11 protein-coding genes, 5 tRNA genes and 3 rRNA genes (1 of these 19 only partly in view) are annotated in these 10,591 nt (G+C 44.0%); 18 read left to right on the top strand and 1 reads right to left on the bottom strand.

Features of this window, described 5'->3' with window-relative positions; genetic code table 11:
* From HGO23_RS18680 to birA, 6 genes are all read left to right on the top strand, one after another.
* Positions 1–754 (top strand): 23S ribosomal RNA (locus HGO23_RS18680) (it extends 2,155 nt beyond the left edge of the window).
* A 132-nt stretch (positions 755–886) separates the two neighbouring features.
* Positions 887–1,002, top strand: a 5S ribosomal RNA gene (gene rrf, locus HGO23_RS18675).
* Between the two features lie 50 nt (positions 1,003–1,052).
* Positions 1,053–1,128 (top strand) — tRNA-Thr (locus HGO23_RS18670).
* A gap of 34 nt (positions 1,129–1,162) precedes the next feature.
* A 5S ribosomal RNA gene (rrf, locus tag HGO23_RS18665) occupies positions 1,163–1,278 on the top strand.
* A gap of 168 nt (positions 1,279–1,446) precedes the next feature.
* Positions 1,447–2,487, top strand: coding sequence for a UDP-N-acetylmuramate dehydrogenase (gene murB, locus HGO23_RS18660; RefSeq protein ID WP_209027468.1), 1,041 nt, complete (start codon positions 1,447–1,449; stop codon positions 2,485–2,487).
* A complete protein-coding gene (gene birA / locus HGO23_RS18655; RefSeq protein ID WP_099137435.1) occupies positions 2,484–3,443 on the top strand; it encodes a bifunctional biotin--[acetyl-CoA-carboxylase] ligase/biotin operon repressor BirA in 960 nt (319 codons plus the stop codon). The genes murB and birA overlap by 4 nt, the downstream gene beginning before the upstream one ends.
* A 32-nt stretch (positions 3,444–3,475) precedes the next feature.
* Here birA and coaA read toward each other — a convergent pair whose 3' ends face one another.
* Positions 3,476–4,426: a type I pantothenate kinase gene (gene coaA / locus HGO23_RS18650; protein WP_099137433.1), complete on the bottom strand. Its 951-nt coding sequence runs from the start codon at positions 4,424–4,426 to the stop codon at positions 3,476–3,478.
* 426 nt (positions 4,427–4,852) lie between these two features.
* On the opposite strand from coaA, the gene HGO23_RS18645 reads away from it, so the two are divergent.
* The 12 genes from HGO23_RS18645 (at position 4,853) to rplB (ending at position 10,579) form a co-directional block, all read left to right on the top strand.
* Positions 4,853–4,928, top strand: a tRNA-Thr gene (locus HGO23_RS18645).
* 15 nt (positions 4,929–4,943) lie between these two features.
* A tRNA-Tyr gene (locus HGO23_RS18640) sits at positions 4,944–5,028 on the top strand.
* Between the two features lie 99 nt (positions 5,029–5,127).
* A tRNA-Gly gene (locus tag HGO23_RS18635) sits at positions 5,128–5,202 on the top strand.
* A gap of 6 nt (positions 5,203–5,208) precedes the next feature.
* Positions 5,209–5,284 (top strand) — tRNA-Thr (locus HGO23_RS18630).
* A gap of 109 nt (positions 5,285–5,393) precedes the next feature.
* A complete protein-coding gene (gene tuf / locus HGO23_RS18625; RefSeq protein WP_209027467.1) occupies positions 5,394–6,578 on the top strand; it encodes an elongation factor Tu in 1,185 nt (394 codons plus the stop codon).
* A gap of 215 nt (positions 6,579–6,793) precedes the next feature.
* On the top strand, positions 6,794–6,988 hold the full coding sequence (gene bfd / locus HGO23_RS18620) for a bacterioferritin-associated ferredoxin (protein WP_099134158.1): 195 nt from the start codon (positions 6,794–6,796) through the stop codon (positions 6,986–6,988).
* 76 nt (positions 6,989–7,064) lie between these two features.
* Positions 7,065–7,538, top strand: a complete 474-nt coding sequence (bfr, locus tag HGO23_RS18615; RefSeq protein WP_099134159.1) for a bacterioferritin — start codon at positions 7,065–7,067, stop codon at positions 7,536–7,538.
* A 299-nt stretch (positions 7,539–7,837) separates the two neighbouring features.
* Positions 7,838–8,149, top strand: coding sequence for a 30S ribosomal protein S10 (rpsJ, locus tag HGO23_RS18610; protein WP_001181005.1), 312 nt, complete (start codon positions 7,838–7,840; stop codon positions 8,147–8,149).
* 32 nt (positions 8,150–8,181) lie between these two features.
* Positions 8,182–8,814, top strand: coding sequence for a 50S ribosomal protein L3 (rplC, locus tag HGO23_RS18605; RefSeq protein ID WP_099134160.1), 633 nt, complete (start codon positions 8,182–8,184; stop codon positions 8,812–8,814).
* A gap of 16 nt (positions 8,815–8,830) precedes the next feature.
* Complete coding sequence (gene rplD, locus HGO23_RS18600; RefSeq protein ID WP_099134161.1) at positions 8,831–9,436, top strand: 50S ribosomal protein L4; 606 nt, start codon at positions 8,831–8,833, stop codon at positions 9,434–9,436.
* Positions 9,433–9,735: a 50S ribosomal protein L23 gene (gene rplW / locus HGO23_RS18595; protein WP_038269605.1), complete on the top strand. Its 303-nt coding sequence runs from the start codon at positions 9,433–9,435 to the stop codon at positions 9,733–9,735. Before rplD ends, rplW begins: the two co-directional genes overlap by 4 nt.
* A 19-nt stretch (positions 9,736–9,754) precedes the next feature.
* Complete coding sequence (gene rplB, locus HGO23_RS18590; protein WP_209027466.1) at positions 9,755–10,579, top strand: 50S ribosomal protein L2; 825 nt, start codon at positions 9,755–9,757, stop codon at positions 10,577–10,579.
* Positions 10,580–10,591: the final 12 nt, after the last annotated feature.

Below are 10,591 nucleotides of genomic sequence, written 5' to 3'. Positions count from 1 at the left end.
TGCACGGAGCCATCCTTGAAATACCACCCTTGAATGTTTGATGTTCTAACGTAGGCCCGTTATCCGGGTTGCGGACAGTGTCTGGCGGGTAGTTTGACTGGGGCGGTCTCCTCCCAAAGCGTAACGGAGGAGCACGAAGGTCAGCTAATCACGGTCGGACATCGTGAGGTTAGTGCAAAGGCATAAGCTGGCTTGACTGCGAGCGTGACGGCGCGAGCAGGTACGAAAGTAGGTCTTAGTGATCCGGTGGTTCTGCATGGAAGGGCCATCGCTCAACGGATAAAAGGTACTCCGGGGATAACAGGCTGATACCGCCCAAGAGTTCATATCGACGGCGGTGTTTGGCACCTCGATGTCGGCTCATCACATCCTGGGGCTGAAGTAGGTCCCAAGGGTATGGCTGTTCGCCATTTAAAGTGGTACGCGAGCTGGGTTTAGAACGTCGTGAGACAGTTCGGTCCCTATCTGCCGTGGGCGCTGGAAGATTGAAAGGGGCTGCTCCTAGTACGAGAGGACCGGAGTGGACGCACCACTGGTGTACGGGTTGTCATGCCAATGGCACTGCCCGGTAGCTAAGTGCGGCAGAGATAACCGCTGAAAGCATCTAAGCGGGAAACTTGCCTTGAGATGAGTCTTCCCTGACTCCTGGAGAGTCCTGAAGGGCCGTCCGAGACGAGGACGTGGATAGGCTGGGTGTGTAAGCGTTGCGAGACGTTGAGCTGACCAGTACTAATGCCCCGTGCGGCTTAACCTGACAACACCGAAGGGGTTTTGTGGGTTTGAGAGACGAGAGAAAGACAGGGTTTCAGGTATATTTTCGATAGACGCGGAAGCGGTGACGGACGAAAATAACAAGCAGCTTGTTCGGGATTGAATACAGGATTTGTCTGGCGGCAACAGCGCGGTGGTCCCACCTGACCCCATGCCGAACTCAGCAGTGAAACGCCGTAGCGCCGATGGTAGTGTGGGGTCTCCCCATGTGAGAGTAGGGCACTGCCAGACATTCATTTATAAGTTTTGCTAAAATGGCAGCACTTTTTATTTTAGCATTTGCTGATATGGCTCAGTTGGTAGAGCACACCCTTGGTAAGGGTGAGGTCCCCAGTTCGAATCTGGGTATCAGCACCATGAATAATATGTTCGGCAAATAAAACAGAATTTGCTTGGCAGCAATAGCGCGGCGGTCCCACCTGACCCCATGCCGAACTCAGCAGTGAAACGCCGTAGCGCCGATGGTAGTGTGGGGTCTCCCCATGTGAGAGTAGGGAACTGCCAAGCTTTAATATCCAGTCAAAAGGCCACTCATCTGAGTGGCCTTTTGCATTTCTGGTTATTTTGTTTTTTCTCTTTTCTATGTCTTCTATAGTAAGTCAGTTACTACTGGTTTATCTTTCAAAGATAGAGTCTGCTAGACTACAGGCAAATTATTTATCGAGTTCGAAATGAATGTCTGTCTGTCAACCAACTCAACTAAAAGAGTTCAACACGTTTGGTATTTCAGTCAATGCTGAACGTATTTGTACGGCAACCTCAACTGAATCACTTTTATCTTTATGGCAAGAAGCTGAGAAGAGTGGTCATCCTATCCTTATACTGGGAGGAGGTAGCAATGTTCTATTTACTGAAAACTTTAAGGGAACAGTAATCTTAAATCGCATTCTTGGTATCGAGATACAAGGATCTGATATTGCATGGTATATTCATGTCGGTGCAGGTGAAAATTGGCATGAATTAATTAAATATTTACTAAATCGGCAAATTTTTGGTCTGGAGAATTTGGCATTGATTCCTGGGAATGTTGGCTCTGCTCCTATTCAAAATATTGGAGCCTATGGAATTGAGTTTAAACAAGTCTGTGAATATGTCGACTTAGTTGAGCTGAAAACTGGTAAACAAATTCGTTTGATGGAAAACGAGTGTCAATTTGCTTATAGGGATAGTATCTTCAAACATCAATATAGAGAAGGATATGCAATTATTTCTGTTGGTTTGAGGCTAAATAAAACGTGGCAGCCTATATTAACCTATAGTGGTTTAACGCAGTTCTTGGGTGACGATGTTACACCAGAGCAAATATTCCATGCAGTCTGTGAAATGCGCCAGAGTAAGTTGCCAGATCCTGTTGTTATAGGAAATGTAGGAAGTTTCTTTAAGAACCCGGTTGTATCGATTGAGTTGGCGCAAAAAATTAAATCGGAATACCCTGAATGCCCTCAATATCATCATAATGAACATAGTGTAAAAATAGCTGCGGGCTGGTTGATAGATCAATGTCATTTAAAAGGGTATCGTGTTGGTGATGCTGCTGTTCACATGAAACAAGCATTGGTATTAATCAATCTAGGTAGTGCCACAGGGCAGGATATTATTTCCTTGGCTGCTTATGTACGCAAGCAAGTAGCCAATAAATTCAATATTTCTTTAGAGCCTGAAGTCCGTTTCATTGGTAGTGAAGGTGAAATAGACGGAGTGGAATGTATTTCATGAAAGATATTAGTATTCCATTAAAATTAATTAACGTGTTATCAGATGGTGAAATTCATTCAGGGCAGCAGTTAGGTCAGGAATTAGGAATGAGCCGGGCAGGAATAAATAAACATATCCAGACTATTCGTAAGTGGGGAGTGGAGATTTTGACGATCTCCGGTAAAGGTTACCGCTTTCCTGCCCCAATGAATCTTCTCAGTAAAGAAATGATTGAAAGCTACCTGCCAAACAATCGCATTGAGGTTATTCCTGTTATTGATTCCACAAATCAGTATTTGTTAGATAAATTTGCTGAACTTACTTCGGGGGATTCCTGCGTCGCAGAATACCAATATGCAGGGAGAGGCCGTCGTGGAAGACAATGGGTGTCTGCTTTCGGACGGAATTTATATTTATCTATGTTCTGGCGTTTAGAACAAGGGCCTGCTGCTACAATAGGATTAAGCTTGGTAGTCGGCATTGTAATTGCGGAAGTTTTGAATCGTCAGGGAGCAGAAAGAGTAAAAGTAAAGTGGCCTAATGATTTGTATCTGGATGATAAGAAACTGGCCGGTATATTAGTTGAATTAATGGGGAAAACAGGAGATGCAGCTCAGATTGTCATCGGAATTGGTATGAATATTTCAATGAGCAGTGAGCAGCATAAATTAATAAACCAAAGGTCGACTAATCTACAGCAGGCAGGAGTAACTATTGAACGGAATAAGTTAGTTGCTGAAATCGTTGTTGAACTCAAGAAGGCGTTGGTCCGGTTTGAAAACGAAGGATTATTACCATTTATTTCCAGATGGTTTAAATTAGATAATTTTATGAATCGTCCGGTGAGATTGATTATTGGTGATCAAGAAATTTATGGGATCTCCCGTGGAATTGACCAGCAAGGTGCTCTATTGCTTGATATCAATGGTGTCATTACGCCTTATATTGGCGGTGAAATTTCTCTGAGAGGTTGCTGAGTATAAAGCCGGAAGATTTCCGGCTTTATACATTATTTTCTTAATCTGACGCTTTCAATAGCGTGGTTAGCACCTTTAGTCATAATTAAGCTGGCGCGTTCTCTAGTTGGTAAGATGTTTTGCTGTAAATTTAATCCGTTAATTTCTTGCCAAATGCCTGATGCGACTTTTATTGCTTCTTCTGTCGTTAATTTAGAATAACCGTGGAAATAAGAGTCTGGGTCAGCAAAAGCGCCTTGGCGGAATTTAAGAAAACGGCTGACATACCATTGTTCGAGTAATTGTTCTGATGCGTCAACATAAATAGAAAAGTCAACAAAATCAGAAACAAAAACATGGTGCGGCTCATGGGGATAATCCATGCCACTTTGTAGCACATTTAGACCCTCTAGTATCAGAATATCTGGTCGTTCTATGACAAGCTGTTCGTCAGGTACAATATCATAGCTAAGGTGAGAATATACTGGCGCTGTGACCTTTTCAACACCTGATTTTATATCAGAGACAAATTTGACTAAACCGCGCATATCATAGGATTCGGGAAATCCTTTTTTCTTCATTAAACCGCGCTCATTTAGCACATTGTTAGAGTGTAAAAAGCCGTCTGTTGTCACCAGTTTCACGCGACGATGTTCAGGCCAGCGGCTCAATAATGCTTGTAATAAACGTGCCGTTGTACTCTTCCCAACAGCAACGCTACCTGCAATACCAATGATGTAAGGTATTTTTTGCCCACCAGTTCCTAAAAATTGTTCGAGAACAGCCTGGCGCCGTAGATTGGAACTAATATAAAAATTAAGTAGGCGTGATAATGGCAAATAGATCTCAATTACTTCATCTATTGAAATTTCTTCATTAATTCCTTTTAAAGCAGCAACCTCTTCTGCTGTTAATGTTAAAGGTACTGAGTCACGTAAAGTTGCCCAATGTTCACGATCAAATTGTAAATAAGGGGTTGTTAAAAAAGATTCTTTCTTATTCATAAGCCAACATCTGCCTATCTATGCAGGTTGGACGGGTTGTTGTGCAGACCCGTATCCGACAAAAAATAAATCTCATCATATCGGCTGAACTATCTTAGGCGTAGAAATTTTTATTATTTTAGTAATTTTTTTGATGGAAAATACAAAATTGCGAAAAAATGTGTAGTTTTTTTGTTTGCCTTTTAATAAGTATTTAAGGCCTTTTTAAGGAAAGTGGCTTTGATGTGATAAGTAATATTTCAAAATAATCTATCAGTTTGTTATTGAAGTTTTCATCTTGCGAATTTTTGTTTGTCATTTGTACTTTATCTATTGAAAAAATCACCAAAACAACCTTGATTGAACGTAATGTGAGCGAAAAAACAAAAAAGATAATTTTTTTGTTGCATCACAGGCGAATACTACCTAGAATGCGCAGCACTTGATGCCGGCATAGCTCAGATGGTAGAGCAACTGACTTGTAATCAGTAGGTCCCGAGTTCGATTCTTGGTGCCGGCACCATTAAAAATTTGGAAAGGTGGGGTTCCCGAGCGGCCAAAGGGAGCAGACTGTAAATCTGCCGTCACAGACTTCGAAGGTTCGAATCCTTCCCCCACCACCATAAACCAGTTTTCATCTTGAGTGTTCTGCTCAGGTAATTATTACAGACAGAATATTTAAGATATAATACAGCTGATTAAAGTCAGGTAGCCGAGTTCACGCGGGCATCGTATAATGGCTATTACCTCAGCCTTCCAAGCTGATGATGCGGGTTCGATTCCCGCTGCCCGCTCCAAGATGTGCTGATATAGCTCAGTTGGTAGAGCACACCCTTGGTAAGGGTGAGGTCGGCAGTTCGAATCTGCCTATCAGCACCACTTCCTTAGTTCTTGCCTCCTGGTTTTCTTCCTGTTGATATCTAAACGAGCACAATTGCTTGGTTGATGTGGTGAAACCACCGATTCCGTGTCTTAGAGGGATAACCTAATGTCTAAAGAAAAGTTTGAACGTTCAAAACCGCACGTTAACGTTGGTACTATCGGCCACGTTGACCATGGTAAAACTACCCTGACTGCTGCAATCACCACCGTTCTGGCGAAAACTTACGGCGGTAATGCTCGTGCATTCGACCAGATCGATAACGCACCAGAAGAAAAAGCACGTGGTATCACCATCTCTACTTCTCACGTAGAATACGATACTCCATCCCGTCACTACGCACACGTTGACTGCCCAGGCCACGCCGATTACGTGAAAAACATGATCACCGGTGCTGCCCAGATGGACGGTGCGATCCTGGTTGTTGCGGCAACTGATGGCCCAATGCCACAGACTCGTGAGCACATCCTGCTGGGCCGTCAGGTAGGTGTACCATACATCATCGTGTTCCTGAACAAATGTGACATGGTTGATGATGAAGAGCTGCTGGAACTGGTAGAAATGGAAGTACGTGAGCTGCTGTCTCAGTACGATTTCCCAGGCGATGACACTCCAATCATCCGTGGTTCTGCTCTGAAAGCGCTGGAAGGCGACGCAGAGTGGGAAGCGAAAATCATCGAACTGGCTGAAGCGCTGGATTCTTACATCCCAGAACCAGAGCGTGATATTGATAAGCCATTCCTGCTGCCAATCGAAGACGTATTCTCTATCTCCGGCCGTGGTACTGTAGTTACTGGTCGTGTAGAGCGTGGTATCGTTAAAGTGGGTGACGAAGTTGAAATCGTGGGTATCAAAGAAACCACCAAAACAACTTGTACTGGCGTTGAAATGTTCCGCAAACTGCTGGACGAAGGCCGCGCAGGTGAGAACGTAGGTGTTCTGCTGCGTGGTACTAAGCGTGATGACGTTGAGCGTGGTCAGGTTCTGGCGAAGCCAGCTTCTATCCACCCACACACTCAGTTCGAATCTGAAGTGTACATCCTGAGCAAAGATGAAGGTGGCCGCCATACTCCATTCTTCAAAGGTTACCGCCCACAGTTCTACTTCCGTACAACTGACGTAACTGGTACTATCGAACTGCCAGAAGGCGTAGAGATGGTAATGCCAGGTGACAACATCAACATGAAAGTAACCCTGATTGCGCCAATCGCAATGGACGAAGGTCTGCGTTTCGCAATTCGTGAAGGTGGCCGTACGGTAGGTGCTGGTGTTGTTGCTAAAGTTATTGCTTAATCTTTGATAAGAAAAAGATTATGAAAAAAGAGGAGCCAAGCAAGGCTCCTCTTTTTTGTGCCACCGAAAATGGTGGCTTTATTTTGCTTATAAACAAAATAGAAACAATAATTGAAATGAGAGTTATTTCTATTTACTATTTGTCAGTATCCTTTATTTTATAGCTATAACTGTTCTTTTAATCATCGCTACATAAATAGTTAAAAGAGTGCTCCATGTATATCTGTCTCTGCAACGCGATAAATGATAAAACCATACGTAACGTCGTTCGGCAGCAGCATGTCCGTTCTATCAGAGAGCTGAAAAGCTTTGTGCCTGTAGGGAGTGATTGTGGAAAATGCGTACGCCAAGCCCGTGAGATAATTAACGAGGAGATTTCTTTACTACCCCCTATGATTAATGTTGCCTAAAATAAGCACAATTTTCTTGCAATTACTCTGCTTAATTAGTACTACAATGTAGGTACTGGAAGCGGAGGAATTAGTTATGAAAGGTGATAAAAAAATCATTGCCCATTTTAATAGACTTCTTGGTAATGAGCTTGTTGCTATCAACCAGTATTTTTTACATGCCCGAATGTTTAAAAACTGGGGATTAATGCGTTTGAATGACGTTGAATATCGTGAATCCATTGAGGAAATGAAACACGCTGATAAATATATTGAGCGTATTTTATTTCTGGAAGGCATACCCAATTTACAGGATCTAGGTAAACTCAATATCGGTGAGGATGTTGAAGAAATGTTGCAATCCGATTTGGCACTGGAGTTACGTGGAGCGCAGGATATCAGAGAAGCAATAGCATATGCCGATTCAATTCATGACTATGTGAGCAGGGATCTGATGATTGAGGTTCTTGCAGATGAAGAAAATCACATAGACTGGCTGGAGACACAACTCGATCTAATTAAACGGATGGGAATACAAAACTACATTCAAGCTCAGGTAGTAGAAGAGTAGAGTCATACTAACGCCTTGTAAATTTATTATGGGGCGTTTATTCTCCTCTTTTACCCACTTTTACTATTTCTCTGAATAAATTTCATCCTCATCTTGCATTGTCAATAGATTCACGTATAATGCGCGAGCCTACCTACATTAGTAGGCTGATTTTTATCAGTATGAGCGATCAATTACCGCCATATTAAAATACTCCCGATATGGGAGTTATACACAGAACGATTACACTCCCCCATCAATCGAAATGGGTGTGAGGAGTAATTTCTTACGTTTATAAAAATAGTTGGAGCTCTGGTCTCATGCAGAACCAAAGAATCCGTATCCGCCTGAAAGCATTTGATCATCGTTTGATCGATCAATCAACTGCGGAAATCGTAGAGACCGCTAAGCGCACTGGTGCGCAGGTTCGTGGTCCGATCCCGCTGCCGACTCGTAAAGAGCGTTTTACTGTTCTGATTTCTCCGCACGTTAACAAAGATGCGCGTGATCAGTACGAAATTCGCACTCACAAACGTCTGGTTGACATCGTTGAGCCAACCGAGAAAACCGTTGATGCTCTGATGCGTCTGGATCTGGCTGCCGGTGTAGACGTGCAGATCAGCCTGGGTTAATCAGGTCATTGAACGATTGAGAGGTTGAAACAATGATTGGTTTAGTCGGTAAAAAAGTGGGTATGACTCGCATCTTCACTGAAGATGGTGTTTCAATCCCTGTAACTGTTATCGAAATCGAAGATAACCGTGTGACTCAAGTTAAAAACAACGAGACTGACGGTTATCGTGCAATACAGGTAACGACTGGTAGCAAAAAAGCAAACCGCGTAAATAAGCCTGAAGCAGGTCATTTCGCTAAAGCTGGCGTTGAAGCTGGCCGCATTCTGCGTGAATTCCGTCTGTCTGAAGGCGATGCAGAATACACTGTAGGTCAAAGCATTAGCGTTGCAATTTTCGCTGACGTTAAAAAAGTCGACGTTACTGGTACATCTAAAGGTAAAGGTTTCGCGGGTACTGTTAAACGCTGGAACTTCCGTACTCAGGATGCTACCCATGGTAACTCCTTGTCTCACCGTGTTCCGGGTTCTATCGGTCAAAACCAGACTCCGGGCAAAGTGTTTAAAGGCAAGAAAATGGCAGGCCAACTGGGTAATGAGCGTGTAACCGTTCAGAGTCTGGATGTAGTACGAGTTGACGCTGAGCGCAACCTGCTGCTGGTCAAAGGTGCTGTTCCAGGTGCAACGAACAGTAACCTGATCGTAAAACCGGCTGTCAAGGCGTAACGTCGAGGAGATAGGAATGGAATTGGTAATGAAAGACGCGCAAAGCGCGCTGACTGTTTCCGAAACTACCTTCGGGCGTGATTTCAATGAAGCACTTGTGCATCAAGTAGTTGTTGCGTATGCAGCTGGTGCTCGTCAAGGTACTCGTGCTCAGAAAACTCGTGCTGAAGTTTCTGGTTCAGGTAAAAAACCATGGCGTCAGAAAGGCACTGGTCGTGCGCGTTCTGGTTCTATTAAGAGCCCAATTTGGCGCTCTGGTGGTGTAACTTTTGCAGCGAAACCACAGGACCACAGTCAAAAAGTTAATAAAAAGATGTACCGCGGTGCTCTGAAAAGCATCCTGTCTGAACTGGTACGTCAAGATCGTCTGATCGTTGTCGAAAAGTTCTCTGTTGAAGCACCTAAAACTAAGCTGCTGGTACAGAAACTGAAAGAAATGGCTCTGGAAGACGTGCTGATCGTCACTAGCGAAGTTGATGAGAACCTGTTCTTAGCAGCTCGTAACTTGTATAAAGTTGACATTCGTGATGCTGCAGGTATCGACCCAGTAAGCCTGATTGCCTTCGACAAAGTGGTTATGACTGCTGAAGCTGTGAAGCAAGTTGAGGAGATGCTGGCATGATCCGTGAAGAACGTCTGCTAAAAGTACTGCGCGCGCCGCACGTATCTGAAAAAGCTTCTACAGCGATGGAAAAGAGCAACACCATCGTTCTCAAAGTTGCGAAAGACGCGACTAAAGCAGAAATCAAAGCTGCTGTACAGAAACTGTTTGAAGTCGAAGTTGAAGGCGTAAACACTTTGCTGGTTAAAGGTAAAGTAAAACGTCACGGTCAGCGTATTGGTCGTCGTAGCGACTGGAAAAAAGCTTACGTCACCCTGAAAGAAGGCCAGAACTTGGACTTCGTTGGCGGCGCTGAGTAATTCGGAGGAGTAAAGAACAATGGCAATTGTTAAATGTAAACCTACGTCTCCGGGCCGTCGCCACGTTGTTAAAGTGGTTAACCCTGAGCTGCATAAGGGTAAGCCTTATGCTCCGCTGTTGGAAAAAAACAGCAAAACTGGTGGTCGTAACAACAATGGTCGTATTACCACTCGTCATATCGGTGGTGGCCATAAACAGCATTATCGTCTGATTGACTTCAAACGCAACAAAGACGGTATTCCTGCTGTTGTTGAGCGTCTGGAATATGATCCAAACCGCTCAGCAAACATCGCGCTGGTTCTGTATAAAGACGGTGAGCGTCGTTACATCCTTGCGCCTAAAGGTCTGAAAGCTGGTGATCAAATCCAGTCTGGTGTTGATTCAGCAATCAAGACCGGTAACGCTCTGCCAATGCGTAATATCCCAGTTGGTTCTACTGTTCACAACATAGAAATGAAACCAGGTAAAGGTGGCCAGCTGGCTCGTTCAGCAGGTGCTTATGCTCAGATGGTTGCACGTGATGGTTCTTATGTAACCCTGCGTCTGCGTTCTGGTGAAATGCGTAAGGTACTGTCTGATTGCCGTGCTACTTTAGGTGAAGTTGGTAACTCAGAACACATGCTACGAGTTCTGGGTAAAGCTGGTGCAAGTCGCTGGCGTGGTATCCGTCCTACCGTTCGTGGTACGGCGATGAACCCAGTAGACCATCCACACGGTGGTGGTGAAGGTCGTAACTTTGGTAAACATCCTGTAACTCCATGGGGCATTCAGACCAAAGGTAAGAAGACCCGTAGTAACAAACGTACTGATCAATATATCGTACGTCGCCGTTCTAAAAAATAATTAGAGGATAAA

Origin of the sequence: Xenorhabdus budapestensis (assembly GCF_017743015.1) — a bacterium.
In the GTDB taxonomy this organism is placed as follows: domain Bacteria; phylum Pseudomonadota; class Gammaproteobacteria; order Enterobacterales; family Enterobacteriaceae; genus Xenorhabdus; species Xenorhabdus budapestensis.
Note: the sequence above shows the minus strand (reverse complement) of the source record. Positions and strands in the feature narration are given on the sequence as shown.

Bases quoted from the DNA above. Each gene is read 5' to 3' on its own strand.
- murB (WP_209027468.1), top strand. From the start codon at position 1,447: ATGTCTGTCTGTCAACCAACTCAACTAAAAGAGTTCAACACGTTTGGT.
- birA (WP_099137435.1), top strand. From the start codon at position 2,484: ATGAAAGATATTAGTATTCCATTAAAATTAATTAACGTGTTATCAGAT.
- coaA (WP_099137433.1), bottom strand. From the start codon at position 4,426: ATGAATAAGAAAGAATCTTTTTTAACAACCCCTTATTTACAATTTGAT.
- tuf (WP_209027467.1), top strand. From the start codon at position 5,394: ATGTCTAAAGAAAAGTTTGAACGTTCAAAACCGCACGTTAACGTTGGT.
- bfd (WP_099134158.1), top strand. From the start codon at position 6,794: ATGTATATCTGTCTCTGCAACGCGATAAATGATAAAACCATACGTAAC.
- bfr (WP_099134159.1), top strand. From the start codon at position 7,065: ATGAAAGGTGATAAAAAAATCATTGCCCATTTTAATAGACTTCTTGGT.
- rpsJ (WP_001181005.1), top strand. From the start codon at position 7,838: ATGCAGAACCAAAGAATCCGTATCCGCCTGAAAGCATTTGATCATCGT.
- rplC (WP_099134160.1), top strand. From the start codon at position 8,182: ATGATTGGTTTAGTCGGTAAAAAAGTGGGTATGACTCGCATCTTCACT.
- rplD (WP_099134161.1), top strand. From the start codon at position 8,831: ATGGAATTGGTAATGAAAGACGCGCAAAGCGCGCTGACTGTTTCCGAA.
- rplW (WP_038269605.1), top strand. From the start codon at position 9,433: ATGATCCGTGAAGAACGTCTGCTAAAAGTACTGCGCGCGCCGCACGTA.
- rplB (WP_209027466.1), top strand. From the start codon at position 9,755: ATGGCAATTGTTAAATGTAAACCTACGTCTCCGGGCCGTCGCCACGTT.